Source organism: Bifidobacterium bohemicum DSM 22767 (genome assembly GCF_000741525.1).
Lineage (GTDB): Bacteria > Actinomycetota > Actinomycetes > Actinomycetales > Bifidobacteriaceae > Bifidobacterium > Bifidobacterium bohemicum.
Genome location: NZ_JGYP01000001.1, coordinates 42,564 through 66,949, shown reverse-complemented (window position 1 = coordinate 66,949; position 24,386 = coordinate 42,564). Strand labels below are relative to the sequence as shown.

Sequence of the window (24,386 nt, the reverse complement as noted above, 5' to 3'; positions counted from 1 at the left end):
GCGCACGGCACTCGTCGAAACGTCATCGCGTCCACCTAAGCCTATGTTCAAATCCATCACTCAATCGTGCATACCGATCGCACGCATCGCAAACCTTGAAGTAAGATGTGGATAATCGAATGGACATATCGACATTCGAGGCGTGTCGTGCACTCCGCACGAAAGTTGTGCACAGCAAATGCGCACAACGTCGAGCACTTATCCACACCAACCTTCGACAAGCTTTGGTGACAGCAAGGAAACGGCATAACCGATCACCACGGCACGATTCGTCAATCATCGAGCCAGTGCTCGGAGCGGATATCGGCCACGACTTTCGCAGTCCGACAGGCACAGCAGCATCAGCCTCGAATCATTCTGACCCGTCATGACGCTCAACCGTCATGACACGAACCGAAATGAAGCCGGACCACCATCGCATTAGAACAGCGGGGCATCGCCGATCAGCGGACGATGCCCCACCTAACGCCGTTCAACAGGCGTCTACGAGCGAACTCTACTCGGCAGGCACAATCGACACGATCTTCGGCGCCTTGACAATAACCTTACGAGGCTCTTTGCCCCCCAGGCGTTCAGCGACGGCCTCCAGCGCCATTTTTTGCAGCTGGTCAGGATCAATCGAGGGGCTGACCTCGAGCTTGGCGCGGACCTTGCCCTTGATCTGCACCACAGCGGTGACGGTGTCCTCACCGGTGTAGCGTTCGTCAGCCGTCGGCCACGGTTGGTAGGCCAACGATTCGCCATGGCCCAAACGGCTCCACAATTCCTCACAGATATGCGGAGCGACGGGCGAGAGCATGAGAATGAGCGGCTCGACGGCGGCGCGAGGCACACCGTCCTTCAGTCCGGTCAGATGGTTGTTGAGCACGATAAGCTTGGCGATTGCCGTATTCGGGCGCATGGCCTCCATCTCCACGGTCACATCGGCGATGGTATTGTTGAGCAACTTCAATGTCTTCGTATCGGGCTCGGCTTCACAGACCGTCACCTCACCGGTCCGTTCATCGACGACATTGCGCCACAAACGCTGAAGGAAGCGCATGCCACCGACCACGTTTCGGTCATTCCAAGGACGGGACTCATCCAGCGGCCCCATGCTCATCTCATAGAGACGGAACGTGTCGGCGCCATAGCGCTCGTACATGTCATCCGGCGTAATGATGTTTTTGAGACTCTTGCCCATCTTGCCGAACTCACGGTTGGCGTGCCGACCATTCCAGCTATAGGTCGGCTCACCGGTGGATGGGTCGACTGGCCCCTCCTCGATTTCGGCTGCCGGCACATACTGGCCACGGTCATCGGTGTAGGCGTAAGCCTGAATCATGCCCTGGTTGAACAGCTTGTGGAACGGTTCAGGGCCGTCCACATATCCAAGGTCGAAAAGAATCTTATGCCAGAAGCGGGAATACAGGAGATGCAATACGGCATGTTCCACGCCCCCCACATACAGATCGACTCCCCCGGTCGGCCCGACAGAAGCATTGTGGTCCGGCCCCATCCAATAGTCGTATTCATCACGTTCAACCATGTGCTCGGTGTCGGTGGGATCGATGTATCGCATGTAATACCAGCAGGAGCCCGCCCAGTTGGGCATTGTGTTGGTGTCACGGAAGTACGTCTTGGGTCCTTCGCCAAGGTCGAGCGTAACCTTGACCCAATCCTCGTTTCGGCTCAACGGCGCCTCGGGGTCGCTTTCGGCGTCCTGCGGATCGAAGGTCTTCGGACTGTAATCCGGCACGTCCGGCAGATCGATCGGCAGCATCGAGTCCGGAATCAGATGCGGAACACCATCCTCATCGTAGACGATCGGGAACGGCTCGCCCCAGTAACGCTGACGGGAGAAAAGCCAGTCACGCAGGCGGTAACTGACGGTGCCCTTGCCCACACCGGCGGATTCAAGCCACTCGTTGACCTTTTCGATCGCGGCGTCAACACTCAAACCGTCGAGGCTCAATGCATCACCCTTTGCCTTGGTGGCGTCGATCGAGGAGTTGACGACGATGCCGTCATGCGAGACGAACGGCGCCCTGCCCTCGTAGTCGGACAGGTCATCGCCAGAATCCGGCAGAGGTTCGACCGTGTAAATGACCGGCAGACCGAACTTGACCGCGAAATCATAGTCGCGCTGGTCGCCACCGGGAACCGCCATGATGGCGCCGGTGCCATAGCCCATCAGCACGTAGTCCGCCGTGAAGATCGGCAGTTTCGCACCGGTGATGGGGTTAATGGCGTACAGCCCGGTGAACAGCCCCGTCTTCTGACCACCTTCGGCCACACGGTCCTGAGCGGTCTTCGATTCGGCGGCGACACGGTATGCCTCCATACCCTCGGCGGGAGTGTCGTAACCTCCCCTCCAGTCCTCCGGCGTGCCGTCGGGCCATGCCGACGGAACATGACGCAACAAATCATGCTCCGGTGACACGACTGCGAAAGTGGCGCCGAAAAGCGTGTCCGGACGGGTGGTGTAAATCTCCAGATCCCGTGTGCCACCGGGCGTATCGACTTCAAAATGCACCGAAGCGCCGTGGGACTCCCCGATCCAGTTGCGCTGCATGAGCTTGACTTTTTGAGGCCAATCAATCTTGTCCAGATCCTCAATCAGACGGTGGCCATAAACAGTGATGCGCATGGACCACTGGCGCAATTCGCGTTGGAAGACCGGGAAATTACCCCGTTCCGACCTACCTTCGGCCGTGACCTCCTCGTTGGCCAGAACCGTGCCCAATCCCGGGCACCAGTTGACCGGCGACTTGGAGATGTAAGCCAGACGGAAGTCATTAAGCACATCGGCTTGTTCCACGCTCGTCAAATCGGCCCACCGCTTGCCGGTGCCCTCGAAACCGGGTATGGCGCGCTCGCCGGCCTGGAACTGCGCAATCAGCGTGTCGATCGGACGTGCCGACCCTTTTCCTCCGTCTTCACGCACAAAGTCAGGGTCGTACCATGCATCGTAGATCCGCGAGAAAATCCACTGCGTCCAGCGCACGTATTCAGGGTCGATGGTGGCGAATGAACGACGGTCATCGAAACTCAGCCCCATACGGTGCAACTGCCTGCGCATGTTGGCGATGTTGGCCTCGGTGGTGATTCGCGGATGCTGGCCGGTCTGCACCGCGTACTGCTCGGCCGGCAGGCCGAACGCGTCATAACCCATGGCGTGCAACACGTTCTCACCCTTCATGCGGTGGTACCGCGAGACCACGTCGGTGGCGAGGTATCCGAGCGGGTGTCCTACATGCAGGCCTTTCCCGGACGGATACGGGAACATGTCCATGGCAAAATAAGGCGTCCTTCCTTCCGCGTTGCGCCCCTTGCCGTCCTTGAGATCGCCGCTGACGTTGGCGGCCCAGAAGGTTCCTTTATCGTCCCATTGCTTCTGCCATTTTTGCTCGATCTGCTGCGCCATAGCCGCGTTGTATCGGAAACGCGGCTCTGACGCTCGCCCGTTGTAGCTGGTGGTGTTGTTCTCGTTTTCGCTCATGGGTAAGAATTATCGTAGTTCAACTGGACACAGCGGTCACTTTGGCGCACTATGAAGACTCACCATGAACGCGAACGGACGTTGAGGCTCACATTTACTTGAAGAACTTTGAACGGGTCAGCCACCAAGCAACCAAGGCAGTCACGACCAACGATATGACGAGAACGATGATGAACCCCCAACGCGTATTGGTGAACGGCATACCGAGCATACCGTTCTGGAAGTTCATGCCGTACATTGAAAAAATCAGGGTCGGAATCGAAATGACAATGGAAATGATCGTGAAGATACGCATCACGTTATTAAGGTTATTGGAAACGATCGAGGCCGAGGCGTCCGTCATGTTCGTAAGGACCCCGCTGTAGATGTTCGCCATCTCGATGGCCTGCTTATTTTCGGTGATCACGTCATCAAGCAGATCCTCATCGTCCTCGTAGAGCCGCAGCAGGGACTGGTTACGTATCCTGCCGGAATTGGGCAGGACCGAGTCCGCCAGCCGATGCACCCGGTCATTGGGCTCGTCCGCCCGGGGCAGGATGCGCAAGCGCTCCATCACCAGCTCGTTCGACTTGAGACTGGTGGTGAAATACACCAGTGTTTTGGACAGCTCAAGCAGTTGCAGAATCTCCCGGTTCTGCATGGAATGTTGCAGTTTGAGCTCGAGATTGTCGGAATTACGGTCGATAACACGCAAATAACGCAGGTACATCGTGGCATTCCTATACAGGACCTGCAGAACGAAGCGTGACTTCATATAGGTATTGAACCCGCGGATGGTGCCTTCCATGAACGGATGAAGCACCGGCGTGTCACGCATGCAGACGGTGATGACCAGTTTCGCCGTCACGACAATCGAAAGCGGGATGGTCTCGTAATGGTCGCGCCCATCACGCTCCTCAACGGTGGGAATATCGACGATGATCATCGTATAATCATCGTCGGAGTCGACTCGCGAGCGCTCCTCATCATCCAGCGGAGCCCTCAGCGCGGCAAGATCGACGCCCGTCTCCTGTGAAACGGTGGCGAGTTCAACGTCGGTCGGGTCGGAAAGACAAACCCACGAACCTTCCTCGGTCGTTCTTACCTGCTCCACCTGCCCGTTCACGGTATTGAAGATTCTGAGCATGCTCTCACCCACCTTTCATGCATCGCGCCTCAATCGGCCGATTTGCGGCCCGCAGTCCACCGACGGCTACCAAACGTCAACAATAATGCCCGCGATGAACTTTCACACACCGCTGCACCCAACGGACCAGCAAGCAGACCATATTCATACGAATGAATCCGCATTCGACTCCCGAGCCCATCCTCACACGAGCGCCGGGAACGGGGTGGCAACGGGCATGGATGGGTTACGCAACTCCTGCGGTCCATTGGCCCAGTCGGTTAGTGCCGCGATGCGTGGTCGACCGTTGAATTCCTCAAGGGTCCAGCCGGCCACCTTGCTGTTTTCCTGATTGTACGAGGGGCAAAGGCGTGTCCAAAAAGCGTTCTGGATTGGACCCAACGTAGCTACTTCAGGGTCAAGACCGATCAGCGTCTGAATGGTGGCGGCCATGAACGAACCATGCGTGACAAGCATCAGCGTGGTAGGGATCCGTTCCGCTTCATACTGATTCACCAGTTCGTTGACCGCTTGCGCCCCTCGTTGACCAAGATGCGTCCTCGATTCCACGCCATACTGAGCCTCACCGCCCGCACCCGCCCTCCAGGAGCGGAACGCATCAGGGTCGAGCTGGCGTATCTCCTCGTAGGTAAGCCCCTCCCACCGCCCGAAACAGCGCTCTCGAAGACGTTGATCGAGTTCGACCGGAAGGCCGAGGATGTCGGCAAAAGCGTGCGCGGTCTGCGCTGCGCGGAACAGGTCGCTCGAAATGACCCGCATACGGCGCTGAGAGGCGGAGGCCTTCCGATATTCCTCGACACTGCTTCGCACCACCGCCTCATGTCCGGGCTGCGGCAGTTGTTCGGGGTTTTCGACGATGTTGCCGGCTTTCGCCCAGTAGTACCGCTGCGCCAGCTCCATGCCGGTCTGCTCCACCTGCCACTGCCCCACGATGTCGAGCGGCACGTCGATCTGGCCTTGAAGCCTGTGCGCCAGATTATAAGACGTCCTGCCGTGACGCAACATAATTACTTCGTCGATCATGCTTACTCCATTCCCCGATCATCCTGATTCAATTGTGCCCCGACCTCACGATACGGCGCGTCGCCATTCGGGTCGATCGCGAATTCCGCGGTATACATTGGCAGATGCAACGTGTATCCGTGGCCTCCCCGCGAAGAACCGACCCACAACCGAGTGAGTCGAAGACGGGTTTCGCCGCCACCGAGACGCCGGCCTGGGACACCGGTGGTGACTGGGACGAATTCCGCCCCCGACCGGATACCGAAACGACCGAATAAAACCAGACCATCGGACACGCAATCCGGCCGGTAACCTGATCGTGTCTGCAATCGAAAAGCCTGGAATCCCGATGTCTTGAAAACATCGGGATTCCAGGCTTCTATCGTTGGATCGACGGGATTTGAACCCGTGACCACTTGTTGAATTGACAGTTGAAACGTCCGGCAATGAATAGCGCCGGGAAATGCCGGCACCACAGAAATTCCAAAAAGTCCGGATACTCCAAAAACGGTACAGACGACCGGTGCCAGTCGAGGACCGCGGTCATGATGCCTGAAGGAATTGTTACGGCTGTTGCACCCACTTGGATTATTCGATCTCCGAGTGCGTATACTGCGAATCGACAATATCACTCCCGGCGAGAGAACGCTGTGAACTGCGATACCTTTCCGGCGGCCGCCCGCACATTGATTTTTGTCATACAGTCGCAGACCGATATGCATATTTCGGTCTGCGACTGTATGACTATCATCCACCTATTCGAGAATGATGCCAGGCAAGCTGATCGCCACAATCGATGCCCGTTATTCTTGATTTTCGATATTGAGGGTCTTTTCGCCTTCAACCGTGACCGCGGTTTGTGCCTCTCCACGGCGCTTGCGGAACCGTATGATCGCGATGGCCTCGAGCCCGAGAACCAGTACTGCCGTCGCGCCCCAAACCACATACATGGCCATGCGCCAGGCAGGGGTCTTGGTGCCGGGTTCGCCATGCTCGTACCGCCAGCAGTTGACGGCCGTGTAGAGGATGTTCTTGCATGCTCGGCGCATCTGCTTCACCGAAGTGGCCGACCTGTCCGTGATGTGGTTGGTCGTCTTGGTCGTGGCGAGCATCGCATCCGTGCCTCCGCGGATAATCTGATCGGCGTTCTGGTAGCTGTAGTTCGGCCCGGAGAAGTAGTCGGTCTCCACGAACCCCTTGAATCCCCACTCGTCACGGAGAATCGTCTGGTTCAGCGTCGGGTCGGCGCTGGTGTAGGTATTCCCGATGTAATTGAAAGAACCCATGATGCCCTGTGCATCGCCATCAGCCTTCACAATGATCTCGAACGGCTTCATGTAGATTTCGCGAATGGCCTGTTCGTTGCTCCAGGTGCAAAGCTGCCCGTTGCGCTGCGTCTCCTGCTCATTGAGCACAAAATGCTTGGTGAAGGAATACACGCCCTTGTCCGCGGCGCCCAGGACCTGCTGTGATGCCAAATCGGCGGTCAGAATGGGATCTTCGGAGAAATACTCGAATGAACGTCCGCCGAATGGGGAACGATGGATGTTGACCGAGGGCGCATACCAGCCGGAAACCAGCATCTCATGGGCCATGTCGCCGATGGTCCTACCGAAGTCGCGCGCCAGTTCGGCGTTCCAGGTGCAGGCGAGGGAGACGTTTGAGGGCAGACCGATGGAACCGACCTTGGTGAAGTTGTCCTTCAACGCGGCAGGGCCGTCCACGTCCGATAGACGGATCTTGCCGATGGAGCCGATCGCGGGATTCTGGTAGCCCGTATTGGCGATGAGGCTGTCCATGTCTTTGAAGGTCAACTCGTCGAGCAGTTTCTCCCATTGAGGGTCGTCATACGATTTTCCGCGCATGGAGGCGAGGCGGATGTTGTTCTTCGCACCCATTGTCGGCATTTTATCGCCGGCCTTGTCGAACTTCTTCGGGTCATAATTACCATTGTTGTAGTAATTCTTCTTGTACTTGGCACTCATGTCGAAGTCCGTCGGAGCGGCCGTGGCTGTATCGTAATTGGCGAAGTGGTTCGCACGAGAAAGATAAGTCGCGTTGCCACGAGCATCATCGAACCTGTTGGTGGCTACCTGCTTGTCACCATTGTGGGTGTTGGACTTGGTGTTATAGATGTCCTTTTTCGCCACGGAAACCGTCTGATGATCAAGCACCGTATGGGAGTCAGACCGGATGGAAATGTCATAATCACCGTCGTCGAGGACGTAGGCCTTCGCGTCCTTGTCATCGTAAGAGGCCATATCAGAATCATTGAAGGTGATCTTAATATCCTGAGACTGTCCAGGCTGAAGAGTGCTGGTCTTCGAGAACTTGATCAGGTTTGTTGAAGCCTTCTCGATACCACCATTAATATACGGCGGATCATAATAGACCTCGACCACGTCCTTTCCGGCCTTATTGCCAGTATTGGTAACAGATACGCTAAAGGAGACTTTGCCGTTATCGTGCGAGACCCGGCCCATCTTCTGACTGAACCTCGTGTAGCTCAAGCCGTAGCCGAACGGATATTGCACCTCGTCGGCGTAATTGATCAGCCCCTCTTTGGCGGCCGTCTCATAGAAACGATACCCCACGTAGATGCCCTCGACGTAGTTGACGAAACGTGGCGAGCGCACGCCACGGGCGGAGTCGATCTTGAACTCGTCAACGTTCCTGTAAGGGAAATCGCCGAAATTGTTCCACGACGGGGTCTTCTTCAGGTCGGTAAGGAACGTGTCGGAGGTACGGCCCGATGGATTGACCTTGCCGCTGAGCACGTCACCCAGTGCCTTGAAACCGGCCTGACCTGGGTGCGGTGCCCAGAGTACACCCTTGATTTGTGGGTAATTCTTCAGGAAATTCATCTGGAAGACATTCGCACCGTTGTAAACAAGAATCACATCATCGAAATTCCTCGTCACCAAGTCAAGCATGTCATGCTCGGTCCTGTTCAACTCGAGATAGTGCTGCCCCGGAGCGAAATCCTCATATTTCTTGGAGTTGTTGTTATAGACGACATCCTTGGCATGCATGTCGGTGGGCAGATCAAGACCTTCACCACCAACACGGCCGATGACCACCACCGCGGTCTTTGAGAATTGCTTCGCATTATCAACCAACGAACTCGAATAGTCCTCCGCCGGGGGCTCGGGAAGCGTCCAGTCGGCAGAGGTCACCGCGATCTCACCGCGCTTGGTCGAATACTTCGTATAGAAATCACTCAACCGCGTATTTGTCCTAAAACCGGCCTGATGCAGGCCATCCAGCAAGGAAGTGGTCCTATAGGACCCATCCAAGGAACCGGAGCCGGTTCCTCCGTAAATCGGATTGGTCGAAGCCCAGCCGAAGACATTCAACGGCTCACTGCTCTTCAAAGGTAGCACGTTATCCGTGTCCTCCAACATCGTAATCGCTTCATTCTCGATGTTGACCGCCAAATCGTTGGTCTTCCTGATCGTCGCCTGCGTCAGATGCTGCTTCGGCGCCGACGCATTGTCCATCAGGGTCTGCATGGGACCGGTCAATATCATGGACACCGCTATGACGGCACCCAGCAGCACTACGATCCAGGCCTCGCCGTGCACGAGTTTACGCACGGCCGCGTTCTGCACCGTCCTCTTGTTGACGGCGAAGCTGATGACGATACCGGCCACGAACAATACCGCAATACCCACCAAATAGGGCACCAGCGATTGCATGACTGCAATGACATCATCGATGTTGACATCTAACATAATCTGCATTTTCTCCTAATATCTCGTTGAACCGATTGTTCAACAGTGGCGCTGAACGCCGGATGCCCGGAACGGTGAACACACTTCGCGGTGATTCCGTCATTCAGATTATTGCATGGAAACTTGCCGTGACGCTCACGCTAGCTGTCAGAGTCTTTACCGCCGGCAAAGATACCCATTATTCATGTCTTGTTAACTTTTGGCCATATTTTTCCTTTCTGGTTTAAGGTTCTTGTCTCGCCATGAAAGGTCGCATCTATTGACTGAAGAGAATGCTGATGGATGCTTCGATTTCTGGTCTGAGCAGTGCATGCGGCGGTTTATCTCAAATCGGCAATCGATATCTCGCACAGAAAAAGAAGTACCCCATTGTAGATATTTGTGTTTCAGTCCCTATCAGCATCAAAAAGCGGGTTCATGATTGGACTTGTCGCGGCAATCAAATGGAAGGTCTCCAACGTGACAGCCTCATGCATGCATCAATGATGAACCAATCGACAGTGCCGAGAACCTCAGCCCCAATTCGTACACGCCCATTCTTTGTCCCATGAACCGCAGTTTTGTCCCTTTTCGTTTTCCGGATGGAGTATCGTCATTCGGGAATCCCGAACACCAACTCAACCATGAGCAAAGGCAGAGGCATGAGTCCTCGGATTAACCAAACATAACGAGCGACTTGCCTCCGGAACGCCATCTTGTTGCATTTTGGCTCTCCCCTCGTTGCGACAATAGAACAAACTGATTACACAACAGAAGCATTATATGTTCAAATACCTTTGTGGCATGGTATTCCATAGACAAAATGCATAGAATTGATTTCCTGTCCAACCGAATCTCAGGCGACATAATCGTTTCGGCCGGAAGTTCGATCGTCAAGGAACGAGCTCCGGTCGGCGTTCGGCGCACCGATCACATCCATCCTTTCACCGATCCGCCAAGTGCTGGACCCGATCTCCAAAAATCCAAATACCTTCTTTAAACATGAAAAGCCGACCAGTAATCGTCACCTCCATCTTTTCACCGGTTTACGGAACGCCAGCCCACGATCCGCCAGCTACAGTCTCGACAAAAGCACAAACCGACGGAAGATGTTCGGCCAGGTTTCAAGAGCCTCAAGTTCTCAGGGTTTTGGAATCGATACTCCAAAGACCTCAGGCACCTTGAAGTAAAATCCGAATAATCCCGATCACGGCACCCTTTGATTGAGGAGTATCATGGACTGACGTCGGCAATGCACGTGATCGCCCCTTCGTCGCTATCTGGTTTACGTGCTGATGGCGAAGCGCCCTATCCATTGACCGAGACAGACGAAGAGGATGAGGGAAAACATCGAAGCGGCTGATACGGATCCGGGCACACCATGCAAAATATTGATACAGGGAGGTAGAAATGCCGGAGAACAAACAATATGAGGACCTGAACGACTATCTGGCAGATGATGACCGGATGTCCGACCTGAGCATCCGAGCGCTCCGTTGTTTTCTGGCCGTCGCAGAGGAGGGAAGCATCACCGCAGCGGCAGAGCTGCTCCGTGTATCCCAACCTTCGATGTCACGCCGAATCAAGAATCTCGAGAAGGACCTCGGAGCCACGCTGATCAACAGAAGCAACCGCAAGGACGAGACCTCCCTGACCGATGCAGGCAGATTGTTTTATGACCGGGCACGAACCATGGTTTCACTGATGGAAAAGGCTGAGGACGAACTCAAGAACGCCGATGCCGAGCTTAGCGGTGAGATTACCATCGGATGCGGGGAGATGCGTGGCATGCGTTACCTCACTCAGGCCATAAGAGAATTCAGAGACGATTATCCAAAAGTCCGCTTTACGATTTTCAGCGCGGCGGCGGACCTTATACAAGAGCGTATGGAGCAAGGCCTTCTGGACATCGGTCTGCTCCTCGAACCCGTGGACACCCAGCGTTATGACCATATACGAACCAACGTGGTGGAACGCTGGGTGGCCTTGCTTCCCAAAAGCTGGCCGTGGCCGCCGAACAATGTGGCCACCGTGGACGACCTGTGCGGCCTGCCCATCATGCTTCCCTCCCGGAATTCCGCCCAAAACGTCCTCAAGGGCTGGTTCGCCCCAAAGGCGGATGACGTCAATGTCGTCGGTTATTGCAATCTCACCGGCAATGCCGCGACTATGGTCGCCGCCGAGCTTGGCGCGTTCCTGTGCATCGATACCGGCATCATCCATCCTCAGGTCAGATCCTTGCCACTCAGTCCAAGCCTGACCGGAGAGTCGGTGATCGCCTGGAAACGAAGCGGTGAACATTCCATGGCCGCCGCACGGTTCATCGATTTTCTGCAAAGGCGCAACAACCAGAACCCGAAAGAGGAGTGACTTTTCGTAAAATCGCCTTTTGTCAACAAAGCATCGGCCCTGATGCCGCTCAGTGCAGCTGCAATGTCTGCGTATAGGCATGTGGTCCGTCGTCCTCGCAGAAATAAACGCAACCTCATCGACATGTGCCCTTTCAGTCATAGAGGCTTGCCATGCATGGAACACATGACAAGCCATAGAGAAAACCTATTTGAACATAACTCCTTGCCGAGGTGAAATGATTCCATACGACTCGACAACAAGAAAGGGGCGCCATGCCAGAACGTGAAGGGGAGGCCGAAGAACTGCCTGATATCATGCGGCGTGAACTCGCCGGGGAATCGATATCGCCCGATGAAGAGGGCTATGAGGCCATTGCGGAGGTCATCGAACACGCCAAACGGGTGTGCGCCAAGCTGAACACAGGTTACCACACCCGCGAAGAGATACATGACCTGTTCGAAGAGCTCGTCGGCCACCCCGTGGATCCCACGTTTCGTCTGAACGCACCGTTCCGCACGGATTTCGGACACAATATCAAAGTCGGTCGCGACTCCTACGTGAACTGGGACTGCTTGTTCATGGACCGTGGTGGCATCACATTGGGCGACGGCGTCCTCATCGCACCGAAAGTCAATCTGATCACCCTCAACCACGTGAGCGACCCCCATAACCTCACTGCAACCGTGTGCAGGCCGATCGTCATCGGCGACCGTGTTTGGATAGGCACCGGGGCAACCGTGCTGCCGGGAGTCACCGTAGGCGACAACGCCGTCATCGGCGCGGCCGCCGTGGTCACCAAGGACGTAGCGGCCAACACCATCGTCGCCGGCAATCCGGCACGGGTCATCGGGCGCAAATAACCATCGGACGTGACGCAATACCCAAAGATGCGGTGGCAAAGCCCAACAAGAACAATCAAGGCGGCATCATGGACAAGAAACCACTAGTCACCTACTTCTCGGGTACCGGAACCACAGCAGAAGTCGCAAAAAAGCTCGCGCACGCGATAGGCGCGGACGGCCGTCGCCTGCACGATTCGGCACCTGCAGCAAGCTGGAAGACCGGCCGTCGCTTCGACGCCCGCGTGGACGAGAAGACGCTCGTCAGCTGGGTCGATGGACTCGACCTGTGATTTCAGGCGGACAGTCATCCAGTGACGGCATGGAATGCGCATAGACAGAAGGAACAATCGATATGAGAACGATGAAAAGAATCACGACAGCCTTGGTGCTTTTGGCTTCAATCGCATCACTGACGGCGTGCGGGGGTAGCCAGTCGTCCCCAAACCCCGGCTCGGAATCCTCTTCCGTGCAGGTTCAGAAAGGCGACAAGACGAAGAGCGGGCATGACGACGCCGAAAAGACGGAACCGAAGAAAGGCGGCGGTAAATCGCTGATAGTCTACTTCTCCCACACCAGCACGACGAAGGCCGTGGCAGACGCGATCGAAAAGCAGACCAAGTCCGACATCTTCCGCATAGAACCCACGAAACCTTACACAAGCGATTACAACGAGCTACTCGCCGTCGCGAAAAAGGAAGGCAGGGACAACATCAGGCCCGCCATCTCCGGCGAGATTAAGAATCTTGACGACTATAGTCTGATCTACCTGGGCACGCCGATATGGTGGGGCGAGGAGCCGATGATCATCAGGACCTTTCTAGACCGCTACGACCTATCAGGCAAGACGGTCGCGCCGTTCTGCACCTCGGGTGGATCGGGATGCTCGCAGTTCCGCGACGACCTTGTCTCGGCCGAACCAAAGGCCAAAGTACTGGATGCATTGCATGTCGAGCACCCTCAAAAAGATCAGGCCGACAAACTGGCCGGCAAATGGCTCAAGGACAACAAGCTGTCCTGAACGTCAAGCTGCCGATCAGACGACCCGATCGGCCTCATGCTCGTTTTTCTGCCGTTTTAGTAAGCAGGAAGACGAGCATCTTATTCTCAGCCGGCTTCGGCAAACCGGTGATTTTGAACATATTCGCCGATTACTCTAAGTTCAGTGTAGAAAGACGATTTCAATCATGACCAAGAAACACAACCTTTTCTTCCGGCTTCCGATTTTCTGGCTGTCAATATTGATTCTCGTGCCGGCGCCTTTCATGGTTGTTTTGGCGGTTTTCATCAATCCGATCTTCCGCGAGATGTCGATGCTTCCGATCGCGTTGGGCGTCATCGCCTATATCTGGATGCTGGAATCCGTGTATTTAAGCTGCCGCCCGCATTGGCTTGACCGGCTGGTCGGCCTGCCCGATTTATATCTGGCGCACGGCCTGCTGGCCGTGTTCGCCTTCGGCATCTCCATCATTCACCGTCTTGAGCTGCCGACGTTCGGTCTGGCCAAGACATTCGGCGAGATCGCGTTCTGGTCGCTTCTGACGATGGTTGCGTTCTCCGCGTTGTTCATGACGCGACGCCTCACCGACTTGATCACTCCAGTCAGAAGCTTTTTGACAGTCCACGAGCCGCTCATCAAGCACGAAATTACCGTATGGCTGCACCGACTCGTTTTGGTCACGGTGGGCGTGGCCTGCGTGCATTTCCACCTCACCAGCTACATCGTCAGCGTCCGGCCGTTCATCGTTCTTTGCGACGCCGCCACGATAGGCGTACTGGCATACTACATCCTGTTCAAAATCCGAGAGCACCATCCCAAACTCCAGGGGCAAATCATCTCCCGGGAAATGCTGGACGGCAACATCTGTGAGCTCACCATACATGTCCCCGGCCTCAGCAAGAATTGGGAAACCGGAGATTTCGCCTTCCTGAGACTTCCGGATTTCAAGGAATTACGCGAATATCACCCATTCTCGATGGCCGACGCCCCCAACAAGGACGACAACGCGACATTCATAATACGCGGCGAAGGCGATTTCACCACCCTCTTGCCGATCTTCGCTTCTCCCGGCGCGCGGGTTGACCTGCAAGGGCCGTTCGGGCGATACCACCGGTTCATCAAGGAACATGAAGACGACCGGCCCTTGGTCCTCTACGCCGGCGGCACTGGTATCGTTCCGCTGTTGGCGATATTGAACGCCTACGGGGCACAAAGAGACGGAAGACGGATCACCCTCGCATATTCGGCGAAAAACGAATCGGAACTCATTCATCAGTCGCAACTGAGGCGATGGGCGGAACGGACTGGCAACACTATCATGCTCAAGGTCGGAAGGTTCAACGATGAAGAGCTACGCGCAGCGGTGACGCCGAAGGCCGTCTATCTGCTCGCGGGCCCGACCCCGATGTACCGTTCGGTCCGCCATATTCTGCGCCATGAGGGTGTGGCGGCAAGCGACATCTACCATGAGTCGTTCTCGTTCTGAACCTTCCGGGGCACAGAGATACATCCAATCAACAGGAATGAAAAAGAATTCCTATCACAAACGGCGGGGTGCCGACGCAAGCCACAACCATCTGGCTTACGTCGGCACCCCGCCGAGTTTTCGTCTATCGGACAAGGCTAGAATCTGATCAGCGACTTGATGGCACGCCGCTTATCCATGGCGTCGTAGGCATCGTTGATGTGGTCGATGTCGAATTCCTGGGTGAACACCAGCTCGGGGTGAATCGAGCCGTCGAGTACCTTGTCAAGCAACACCGTCCTGTCATAGGTCCGCACCGGAGCGGAACCGCCGCGCAGGCCGATGTTCTTGTTGAACAGTACGTCACTGTCGAGCTCCTCGCCGTGGGGGACGCCGACACGCCCGATGAACGCGCCCGGCATGACCAGGCCCATCGCGGTGTCGAACGACAGTTTCGACCCCACGCACTCGAGCACCGCATCCGCACCGTAGCCGCCGGTCATGGACAGAACCTTGTCGACCGCATCCTGCCCGCGTTCGGCGACGATATCGGTCGCGCCGAATTTGCGGGCCAATGCCGCCCGGTCCTCATGACGGCTCATGGAGATGATGCGACTTGCACCGCGCAATCCGGCCGCGATGACGCCGCAAAGGCCCACAGCACCGTCACCGAGCACGACCACGGTGTCCCCCGGCTTCACTTCGGCGCTGGCGGCCGCGTGATAACCGGTCGCCATCACATCAGAAAGCGTGACCAGCGCAGCCAGCATGGTGTCGCTGAAACCGCCTTCCGGCTCGTCCACCTTCACGACGGTGCCGTCGGCCTCCGGCACGCGCAGGTATTCGGCCTGGCAGCCGCTCACGGCACCTATATATCCGCCGTTGGGGCAGGAGGATTCGAAACCGGCCTTGCACACCGGGCATTTCCCGCAGCTGTACGGGAACGGGACGATGACGAAATCGCCCTTCCGCACGCTCTGCACCGCGGAACCGGTCTGCTCGACCACGCCGATGGCCTCATGGCCCACCGGCGTTCCCGCCTTGAAGGCATCAAGCCCCCGATAGAACCAGAGGTCGGACCCGCACACGCATGCGCGAACGACCCGGATGACGATATCGTCATTATGCTGTACCGACGACTTTGGTACCGATTCGGTGGCAATGTCACCAGGTCCCCGGAAAATCGCGGCCTTCATCATCTGTGACTCACTCATGAGTCTCCTTTCCGGCGCCGTCCGCCCAACAATGCGACCATCGTCCGGATTCATGCACCATCTAGAATCGTAAAAACCTCCAGCACTCGAAGTCAAACCACCGCTTCCTTCGGGCTTCTCCGGCACCTGCCTCCCGTTTGTGCGCCGGCGACCTGAAGCCCTCACGCGGCATCCGTGTCGAGCGCCGGTTCCATACCCGGCACGACACAACCCGTTTTGACTTCAAGGACTTGAAATAAATACGATATAGCGAAGGCCATCCTTGAAACCAACCATGTCGAAAGGCGACAACCAAGATAATGACGACGTACAAAAACAGCTATTTCGAGGGCGAGAGGCCCCTGTTCGGGCAGCATGACGCCGATGTGGAAAACGTGACATTCGGGAAAGGCGAGTCGCCGCTCAAGGAGGGGCGAAACCTGAATGTCCGCGGTTCGATCTTCACATGGAAATATCCGCTGTGGTATTGCAAAAACGTCGAGGTGAGCGACACCGTCTTCGAGACCATGTCACGTTCCGGCATCTGGTACACCGACAAAATCCATATGAAAGACTGCGACTTGCAGGCGCCCAAGCTTTTCCGCCGCTGCAAAGGCGTGAGCCTGGAAAGGGTGCATTTCGCCGACGCCGAGGAGACGATGTGGACCTGCAAGGACATCAGCATGAACCATGTGCAGGCCGTCGGCAACTACTTCGGCAAGGACAGCTCCGGCATACGGCTTGACGACGTGCATATCGTCGGCAACTACTGCTTCGACGGCGCTTCCGACATCGAGGCGCACCACTGCGTTTTCGTCTCCAAGGACGCCTTCTGGAACTGCGAGAACGTCACCATCTACGATTCCGTTCTCGACGGCGAATACCTGGCATGGAACACCAAGAACCTCACGCTGGTCAACTGCACCATCGAAAGCGACCAGGGGCTTTGCTACACCGACCATCTGAAAATGAGCGGGTGCAGGCTGCTGCGCACCGACCTCGCCTTCGAATACTGCAGCGACGTGAACGCCAAAATCGACGGGGACATCATGAGCGTCAAGAACCCGCTGAGCGGTTCCATCCAAGCCCGCCATATCGGCGAGGTCATCGTCGATGCGACCAAGGTGGACCCCAAACGCAGCGTCATCAGCAGCGCCATCGAACCGGACAGGCTGATCTCTAGCTCAGACACCAACAATACGGGGACCGCGGCATGAGCGGCGAAACAGCCAACGGGCAGACATACGATTTCCGCCACGCCCCGGACCGCCGAGGCACGGCCTCGGTCAAATGGGACGTCGGCGAAGGCGAGCTTCCGATGTGGATCGCGGACATGGATTTCGCAACCGCTCCGGAAATCGTCGAAGCCATGCGACGGAAGCTGGATCTGGGCGCGTTCGGCTACGAGGAGCCCAGGGACGACTACCGGCAGGCCGTGGCGGATTGGTACGCCACCCAGCACGACGCCCGCCCGCAAACGGACTGGATGGTCTTCGCCACCGGCGTCGTGCCCGCGATCTCATCAATCGTGCGCCGCATCGGCCATGTCGGCGACAACGTGGTGGTTGAGGCGCCGGTCTACAACATCTTCTACAACTCCATCGAGAACAACGGACGGCATGCGCTTTCCAGCGACCTGAAACGGGACGGAGACTCCTATAACATCGATTTCGACGACCTGGAGGCCAAGCTCTCAAACCCGCTGACGACGCTCATGATTCTCTGCAACCCGCACAACCCGATCGGGAAAGTGTGGACGCGAAACGAACTCGAGCATACGGCACGGCTGTGCCTCAAGCACCATGTCATATTGCTTTCCGATGAGATCCACGGCGACCTGGTGCTCTCAGGACCGGACTACACGCCGGCCTTCTCCCTCAAAGCACCGCTGAACCGGCAGATCATCTCCCTGGTCTCCCCCAGCAAGACCTTCAACCTCGCCGCCCTGCACGCCGCGACGGCCATCGTCCCCGACCCGGACCTGCGGGCCCAAGTGGCACGCGGGCTCAACACCGACGAAGTAGCCGAACCCAATCTTCTCGCGCTTGACGGCACCATCGCCGCGTACAACGAAGGACGCGGCTGGCGCAAAGCGCTTATCGCACAGTTGCGTTCCAACCGCGAGAACGCCCGAGATTTCATCGACCGAAACATCGAAGGCCTCAGCATCGTCGGAGGACAGGCCACCTATCTGATGTGGATAGACGTTTCGGCCCTCACGGATGACGCGGACGCTTTCACGGATGAGATACGCCGCCGCACGGGCCTGGTGCTGTCGTCCGGATCCGTCTATCGCGGTGACGGGAACCGGTTCATACGGCTGAATTTCGCTTGTCCCCCAAACATGCTTGCCGACGGTCTTCACCGACTCGGAACAGGAACAAAAGCCTACCGTTCCACACATATAAAACAGTCGGATAGAAGCCCGTATAAGCCAAGAAGGTTTTAACGCCCGTATACTATCGAACGGCCATAAATGCATATCGAAGCATTCATGGCCGTTCTTCTTCATCCACTTTGCATGCCAAGTCGCATGGCAGGATATTTCCCTGCCGACATGCGTCTCATTGTTTGGCGAACAGATACGGCAGCCCGTGTTTGACCTCGGCCTTGAACGAGGCACGGCCATGCCCGCCGCCGGGATTCTCCCAGTAGACGAGGTTCCGTTTGTTCATGATGCCGCCGCTGTCGGCGCGCAAGGCGTCGATCTGGGGAATCATGCGGGTCTTGGTGTCGTCCTTCTCGCCCACCATCGCGATCACCGTCACATCGCCGGAGCCGTAGTGCCGTGCCCTGAGGCCGGCTAGGAGATTTTCGGCGGTATCATGATCAGTGGTGCCGCCCGTGCTCTGGTTGATCCAGCTGTACTCGGCCATCGGCATGAAATCATGGAAATATTGCGGCTTGGCGGCGAGCATTTCCCAAGTGGTGAGACCCCCCATCGAATAACCCCCGAAAGCCCGGTGCGTCCTGCTGTTTATGAAATCCGCCTGCGTGACGCCATCGGAATAGGTGGTGAACCGGCTTTCCACAACCCGCATGAGGGATTCGATCTCGTCAGTGGCGAAGAAACGGTTAAGCGCGTAGTCCTTGGGCCAATCGGCGACGACGAACGATGCGTCGGGATAGTAGGTAGGAAACACCACGAGCATCGGCTTATCAGAAAGGCAACCGTCCAGATACGTCTGCATCTGGACGGCCAGTTTCGGCCCGTTCGTCCACGAGCCGTGCAGCAGATACAGGATGTTCATCGGCGTGCCCTTCCGATAGGAAGAGGGGACATACACGCTCGCGGTCTTCGCATAGTGCCTGCCCTGGTACGTAATGTCATAGCTCACGGTTTCCAGCCGACTGGCCGGAGCCGACGAACCCGAGGCTCCGGGGTCATCGCCCTTACTGAACGAATTTGCCGCCCAACAGACACCTATCACTATCGCCACGATAGCCATCACGGCGCACGCCGCAACTGTCACTTTACGTCGCTTCATACGACCCCTTTCCCATATGACCGGCGATCATTACCGACGATTCGCCTCATATCCTCGGTTCCGGCGAACAAGGATCGACGGACCGTTTCCGAATCTATTTCTCGCTCCAATCGTCGTCACCCCAATAAGCCTCGACCTTTTCAATAAGCCCGTCCCTGTCGAACGTGAAGACATCTATGCCGTACAACGACTTCTCAGGCCCGACACCGGCGACCGTGTGCCGGAACTCGAAGGCGAACCTATTCCCTCTGCCATGCGGCGGCCCCGGGACGAAACTGACCCGCGCCGGCGCAGACGACAGCGCCTGTCTAAAAGCGGCAAAAATCTCCTTTCTGCCCTGGCAGACATTTCCGCCGATCGGGTCGACCCTCACCGCGTCGGGAACGAAAAGCCCCGCCGCGGTCTCGACATCGACGTCGGACATCGCCCGCGCATACCGCCGAACCGTCCGTTCAGCCAGTGAACGCGGAAAATCCAAATCGATATCATCCTTCAGGACCATATCCGTGACAACACTCCTTTACCGGCCACGCCTCCCATGGCCGCGCCGAAAACGACTTCCCCGCAAGAATCGGCCCATATGGCCGAATTCGCAGACGTCGAACCCGAACCCACAAGAGGAGGGAGGCGGAGTGATATCGCTCAAATTCATAAAGCCGGGAAACGCGACAACAAACCTCAACGGCTATATATCGGTCATCCAAACCTAAAACAACTATATAAACATCAAGCGCTCGAAGTCAAAACACGTCAATCCACCAAAGCCATCGGCCAGCACAGCACCTGCCATGAATGCGGATCCATGGCCGAATACGACCCCCCCCCCACGGATCACCGGCCCTCAATAACATAGCCCTGAAACCCGTAGAATTGGGGAGCAAACCAATTACTCCAAACTCGACATCGCCGGTCTGCCCCTCAGAACGATTGCCTGAATCCAGCCGGCATCCAATCATCCCAGCGGGCAGCACCTAGCTGTTAACCGTCCGTTGTTCTGCCCCCCCCCAGCACTAAGGCGCACAAGGTCTGACCTACATCCCCGAAACGACGGAGCTCTGCGGTCATCGAATCTGATTGCGCTGGAATCCTGTCTAATCGTGTTTAAAATCGCAAAAGCCCGGAATTCCAATGTTCTCAAAACGTTGGAATTCCGGGCTTTTCTCGTCGGGTCGGCGGGATTTGAACCCGCGACCCCTTGACCCCCAGTCAAGTGCGCTACCAAACTGCGCTACGACCCGAACAGTGCAATAGCACCAAGGAGTAAGTCTAGCACATGTTTCCTTGCATCACCTCCTCGGCGTGGCGAAGCAGTTCGCGGGGGCAGGCAAGCGACCGAAGCACGAATCTCGGTTGGCGTCAGAACTAGCCAGCGTTCGTCATACAATCGACATTCTTGATTCGATACACCCTCACCGAAAGCTGAATATACGGCCATCAATGGGTTCTGTAATACATACACCAATGCCAGTAATCACTCACCAAACGATTGTTGGGTACCACCATGCGATTGCGATCTGCGGGCACCTAACCGCAGAAATGAGACGACGGATGCGTTTCGTAGAACAGCTAGATTCAAGCCATCACGAAACTTCATCCGCCGACTCGGTCGGCAAACTTCGGCTACTTCCTCTTGTCGGACTTGCGTTCCCTCACGTGAACCGAAATCTGAATCGGGGTGCCTTCGAAACCGAACTCCTCGCGCAAATTGCGTTCGATGTATCGACGGTATCCGGGCTCGAGGAATCCGGTGGCGAAGATGACGAAGCGCGGCGGACGCGAAGACGCCTGTGTGGCGAACAGGATGCGCGGCTGTTTGCCGCCACGCAGCGGGTGCGGATGCGCCGCCTGAATGCGGCCGAGGAACGAATTGAGCTTGCCGGTCGGAATACGTTGATCCCACGATTCAAGCGCCTCGTCCATCGCAGCGTGCAGGCGGTTGGTGTGCCAGCCGGTTTTAGCCGAGAGGTTGACGCGCCTTGCCCATGTGACCTGATCGAACTCGGTGGCCCACAAACGCTCGATGCGTTGCCGGTCGAATTCGTCCACGAGATCCCACTTGTTGAATATGAGCACGATCGCGCGACCCGCATCAACGGCCTGGCTCATCACCTTGAGGTCCTGATCCGAGATGGGTTCGGTCGCGTCGAAAAGCACCAAGGCGAGCTCGGAGCGCTCGATGGCGGCCTGCGTGCGCAGCGAGGAATAATACTCGGCTCCGGAAAGCTTATGCTGCCGCCGCTTGATGCCCGCCGTATCGATGAACAGCCAATCCTCGCCATCGATGTCGATCACTTCGTCGACCGAATCGCGTGTGGTGCCGGCAAGATCGTTGACAACGGTGCGCTCTTCGCGGGCCAGCTGATTGAGCAGCGAAGACTTGCCGACATTCGGCCTGCCGATAAGCGCAACCCGACGTAAATCGCCCGGAGTGAGGAAGCCCGAGGTCTTCTCGGCCTTGGCGAGCTGATCAATCGCGACGTCCAGCAAATCGCCCACTCCCCTGCCGTGCATGGCCGAAATGGCGTATGGTTCGCCCATCCCCAGCTTCCAGAAGTCCGCCGTCAGATATTCGCTATTGGAACCGTCGATCTTGTTGACCGCGAGAATAACCGGTTTACCGGCCTTGCGCAGCATCTTGACCATTCGTTCGTCGGTGGCGGTCACACCCACCTGACCGTCCACGACGAACAGCACGGCGTCGGCAAGCGAGACGGCCACCTGAGCCTGCGAAGCGATGGCCGAGTCGATTCCCTCGACTCCCGTCTCCCAACCGCCTGTGTCCACGATCTTGAAATCGGTCCCGGCCCATTCGGCGTCATAGCTCACACGGTCTCGCGTCACTCCCGGGGTGTCTTCCACGACCGCGACACGTCTGCCGAGGATACGGTTGACAAGCGTTGATTTACCGACGTTAGGCCTGCCCACCACCGCGAGCACACCCACGGGCTTGGCGGCGAAGGCGTCGGATCCATCAGCATCGTCATCGTCCAGCAACGCCTCATCGGCCTCATCAAGCTCATAGTCTTCAAGGTTGGCGGCATAACGGTCGTATTCCTGTGTTTCGATGGCCTGATCGACCAGCTCTATCAGTTGCCGCAACGTCTGGTCGAACGTGAGGTCGGAATTGTCGACCGTGGTCACGTCATCGGAAGCGGTCAAAAAGCTCGTCGCCTTTGAATCCGCTTGGTCTCGCGCGATGACGTTTTCAGCACCGGCCTGTCCCCCGGCGGCCTGCCCGCTACGTCGTGCCTGCCGCACTTCAGGCCGCGCGGTCAGCAATACGCGTACTTCGGCTTCAGGGGCGACCACCGTGGTGATGTCACGCCCTTCGGCCACCACGCCGGCACCCTTGGAAAACGAATCAGGCGCACCCTCCGCCTCGATATAAGCTTGCTGCGCCGCAATCAGAAGGTGGCGCACCGGAGTAATGTTCGACACTTTCGAGACGTGAGTCGAAACATTCGAATCGCGAATCTGCTCGCTGATGTCCTCGCCGTCCACATGGATCGAAGGATGGTCCGGATCAACGCTGAGTTCGAAGTGGTCACCAGTGAACAGTTCGCTCACCATCTCGGTGACGGACTGTTCATCTACGGTTTCGACATCAAGATCGGCGCCGCGTCTCAGACACCACCAAGCCGCCGCACGGTACATCGCACCTGTGTCGAGGTATGCGAATCCGAAATGTTCGGCCAACGCCTTGGAGGTGGAAGATTTGCCGACTCCTGCCGGTCCGTCTATGGCTACTCGTATCACAGTCCGACCTCCTTCGACAGAGCCCGTACCTCAGCCTGCGAAAGCACGCGATAGGCACCCGGCTTGATCTCACCGAGCTTGATGGGCCCGATTTGCGTACGCACCAGTCGACGCACCGGGTATCCGACCGCGTCGAAAATACGACGCACGATGCGATTCTTACCGGAGTGAAGAACGACTTTGACGATGGTCTGGTCTCGACTTGAGTCAATGATGGCGCAACGGTCGAGGCGTATGAGCCCGTCGTCAAGATTGACGCCCTGCGTCACCAAACGCCGACAGATATTGCCGCCGATACGCCCCTCGACGGTAGCGATGTATGTCTTTTGAACCTCGTAGCGCGGATGCATCACGTGTTCGCTCAGCTCCCCGTCATTGGTCATGAGAATAAGCCCCTCGGAATCGTAGTCGAGTCGGCCCATATGGAAGATGCGGTCGTATTTGTCCCCCACAATGTCGCTCAATGTATAACGCCCCTTCGGGTCGTCCATTGCGGAAAGAACCTTCCTGGGCTTATTGAGCGCCAGCGTCACATGGTTGGGGTTCAAACGAACCCTAGAACCGTCGACACGAACCTCCTGACGACCCAGATCGACCCGTGTGCCAAGTTCGGTGGTCAATTCGCCATCCACCTCGACTCGACCTTCGGTAATCATTTCCTCGCATTTGCGACGCGAACCGAAACCGGCCTGCGCAAGGATTTTCTGTAGACGAACGCCCTCGTCTTGGTTGCTGTGCGCGCGTTCGGCGCGGGTGTATGCGTGTGGCATCGTTCTCCCAACGTGGCCAAGGACGGCGTCATTCCGGCATCCGTCCGTCATATATCAAACAGTTCGGTTTCGTCCGCGAATGCCGAGAAGTCCCACGGATCGAGGGTTTCTGAGCGCATTTAGGAGCCAAACATTTTTCAGTTTCACATCCGCTTCCGGTACCAACACCTCAGTATACCCTACTTACAGCCCTGCTGATAG

Annotated in this window: 15 protein-coding genes, 1 tRNA gene and 1 pseudogene; 7 read left to right on the top strand and 10 right to left on the bottom strand. The window is 56.9% G+C overall.

Features of this window, described 5'->3' with window-relative positions; genetic code table 11:
* Positions 1–496: 496 nt before the first annotated feature.
* The 4 genes from leuS to BBOH_RS00260 form a co-directional block, all read right to left on the bottom strand.
* Entirely contained in the window at positions 497–3,481 is a 2,985-nt protein-coding gene (leuS, locus tag BBOH_RS00280; RefSeq protein ID WP_033520155.1) for a leucine--tRNA ligase, read from the bottom strand.
* 94 nt (positions 3,482–3,575) lie between these two features.
* Positions 3,576–4,607, bottom strand: a complete 1,032-nt coding sequence (locus BBOH_RS00275; protein ID WP_033520154.1) for a magnesium transporter CorA family protein — start codon at positions 4,605–4,607, stop codon at positions 3,576–3,578.
* Positions 4,608–4,790: 183 nt separating this feature from the next.
* The gene (locus BBOH_RS00270; RefSeq protein WP_033520153.1) at positions 4,791–5,630 is read right to left on the bottom strand and encodes a histidine phosphatase family protein; all 840 of its coding nucleotides are present in this window, start codon (positions 5,628–5,630) and stop codon (positions 4,791–4,793) included.
* Positions 5,631–6,412: 782 nt separating this feature from the next.
* Complete coding sequence (locus BBOH_RS00260; protein ID WP_033520570.1) at positions 6,413–9,343, bottom strand: beta-glucosidase; 2,931 nt, start codon at positions 9,341–9,343, stop codon at positions 6,413–6,415.
* A 1,389-nt stretch (positions 9,344–10,732) separates the two neighbouring features.
* Between BBOH_RS00260 and BBOH_RS00255 the strand changes: the two genes are divergently transcribed.
* The 5 genes and pseudogenes from BBOH_RS00255 to BBOH_RS00235 all read left to right on the top strand — a co-directional run bounded on the left by BBOH_RS00255 (position 10,733) and on the right by BBOH_RS00235 (position 14,999).
* Positions 10,733–11,692, top strand: a complete 960-nt coding sequence (locus BBOH_RS00255; protein ID WP_052118084.1) for a LysR family transcriptional regulator — start codon at positions 10,733–10,735, stop codon at positions 11,690–11,692.
* A 680-nt stretch (positions 11,693–12,372) separates the two neighbouring features.
* Positions 12,373–12,525 (top strand): annotated as a pseudogene (locus tag BBOH_RS09465) (DapH/DapD/GlmU-related protein); the annotation flags it as partial.
* A 41-nt stretch (positions 12,526–12,566) separates the two neighbouring features.
* Complete coding sequence (locus tag BBOH_RS08995) at positions 12,567–12,806, top strand: NADPH-dependent FMN reductase family protein (protein ID WP_033520151.1); 240 nt, start codon at positions 12,567–12,569, stop codon at positions 12,804–12,806.
* Between the two features lie 62 nt (positions 12,807–12,868).
* Positions 12,869–13,534 (top strand): flavodoxin, encoded by a 666-nt coding sequence (locus BBOH_RS00240; RefSeq protein WP_052362736.1) that lies wholly within the window; start codon positions 12,869–12,871, stop codon positions 13,532–13,534.
* 166 nt (positions 13,535–13,700) lie between these two features.
* Entirely contained in the window at positions 13,701–14,999 is a 1,299-nt protein-coding gene (locus BBOH_RS00235) for a ferric reductase-like transmembrane domain-containing protein (protein ID WP_044097985.1), read from the top strand.
* 137 nt (positions 15,000–15,136) lie between these two features.
* Here BBOH_RS00235 and BBOH_RS00230 read toward each other — a convergent pair whose 3' ends face one another.
* Positions 15,137–16,192, bottom strand: coding sequence for a zinc-dependent alcohol dehydrogenase family protein (locus BBOH_RS00230; protein ID WP_237743089.1), 1,056 nt, complete (start codon positions 16,190–16,192; stop codon positions 15,137–15,139).
* Positions 16,193–16,491: 299 nt separating this feature from the next.
* Between BBOH_RS00230 and BBOH_RS00225 the strand changes: the two genes are divergently transcribed.
* Positions 16,492–17,388: a DUF3737 family protein gene (locus tag BBOH_RS00225; protein WP_033520149.1), complete on the top strand. Its 897-nt coding sequence runs from the start codon at positions 16,492–16,494 to the stop codon at positions 17,386–17,388.
* A complete protein-coding gene (locus BBOH_RS00220) occupies positions 17,385–18,620 on the top strand; it encodes a MalY/PatB family protein (protein WP_044097984.1) in 1,236 nt (411 codons plus the stop codon). The genes BBOH_RS00225 and BBOH_RS00220 overlap by 4 nt, the downstream gene beginning before the upstream one ends.
* Before the next feature lie 115 nt (positions 18,621–18,735).
* Here the strand turns inward: BBOH_RS00220 and BBOH_RS00215 are convergent, their stop codons facing one another.
* The 5 genes from BBOH_RS00215 to BBOH_RS00195 form a co-directional block, all read right to left on the bottom strand.
* Positions 18,736–19,659 (bottom strand): alpha/beta hydrolase, encoded by a 924-nt coding sequence (locus BBOH_RS00215; RefSeq protein WP_052118083.1) that lies wholly within the window; start codon positions 19,657–19,659, stop codon positions 18,736–18,738.
* 94 nt (positions 19,660–19,753) lie between these two features.
* Positions 19,754–20,161 (bottom strand): nuclear transport factor 2 family protein, encoded by a 408-nt coding sequence (locus tag BBOH_RS00210; protein ID WP_033520148.1) that lies wholly within the window; start codon positions 20,159–20,161, stop codon positions 19,754–19,756.
* Between the two features lie 662 nt (positions 20,162–20,823).
* A tRNA-Pro gene (locus BBOH_RS00205) sits at positions 20,824–20,897 on the bottom strand.
* A 382-nt stretch (positions 20,898–21,279) separates the two neighbouring features.
* A complete protein-coding gene (gene der, locus BBOH_RS00200; RefSeq protein ID WP_033520147.1) occupies positions 21,280–23,415 on the bottom strand; it encodes a bifunctional cytidylate kinase/GTPase Der in 2,136 nt (711 codons plus the stop codon).
* The gene (locus tag BBOH_RS00195) at positions 23,412–24,185 is read right to left on the bottom strand and encodes a pseudouridine synthase (protein WP_033520146.1); all 774 of its coding nucleotides are present in this window, start codon (positions 24,183–24,185) and stop codon (positions 23,412–23,414) included. The genes der and BBOH_RS00195 overlap by 4 nt, the downstream gene beginning before the upstream one ends.
* Positions 24,186–24,386: the final 201 nt, after the last annotated feature.

Excerpts from the sequence above, each read along its gene's own strand:
- BBOH_RS00260 (WP_033520570.1), bottom strand. The coding sequence starts at position 9,343 with ATGTTAGATGTCAACATCGATGATGTCATTGCAGTCATGCAATCGCTG.
- BBOH_RS00240 (WP_052362736.1), top strand. The coding sequence starts at position 12,869 with ATGAGAACGATGAAAAGAATCACGACAGCCTTGGTGCTTTTGGCTTCA.
- leuS (WP_033520155.1), bottom strand. The coding sequence starts at position 3,481 with ATGAGCGAAAACGAGAACAACACCACCAGCTACAACGGGCGAGCGTCA.
- BBOH_RS00270 (WP_033520153.1), bottom strand. The coding sequence starts at position 5,630 with ATGATCGACGAAGTAATTATGTTGCGTCACGGCAGGACGTCTTATAAT.
- BBOH_RS00195 (WP_033520146.1), bottom strand. The coding sequence starts at position 24,185 with ATGCCACACGCATACACCCGCGCCGAACGCGCGCACAGCAACCAAGAC.
- BBOH_RS00225 (WP_033520149.1), top strand. The coding sequence starts at position 16,492 with ATGACGACGTACAAAAACAGCTATTTCGAGGGCGAGAGGCCCCTGTTC.
- BBOH_RS00220 (WP_044097984.1), top strand. The coding sequence starts at position 17,385 with ATGAGCGGCGAAACAGCCAACGGGCAGACATACGATTTCCGCCACGCC.
- BBOH_RS00215 (WP_052118083.1), bottom strand. The coding sequence starts at position 19,659 with ATGAAGCGACGTAAAGTGACAGTTGCGGCGTGCGCCGTGATGGCTATC.
- BBOH_RS00255 (WP_052118084.1), top strand. The coding sequence starts at position 10,733 with ATGCCGGAGAACAAACAATATGAGGACCTGAACGACTATCTGGCAGAT.
- BBOH_RS00210 (WP_033520148.1), bottom strand. The coding sequence starts at position 20,161 with ATGGTCCTGAAGGATGATATCGATTTGGATTTTCCGCGTTCACTGGCT.
- BBOH_RS00235 (WP_044097985.1), top strand. The coding sequence starts at position 13,701 with ATGACCAAGAAACACAACCTTTTCTTCCGGCTTCCGATTTTCTGGCTG.
- BBOH_RS00275 (WP_033520154.1), bottom strand. The coding sequence starts at position 4,607 with ATGCTCAGAATCTTCAATACCGTGAACGGGCAGGTGGAGCAGGTAAGA.
- BBOH_RS00230 (WP_237743089.1), bottom strand. The coding sequence starts at position 16,192 with ATGAGTGAGTCACAGATGATGAAGGCCGCGATTTTCCGGGGACCTGGT.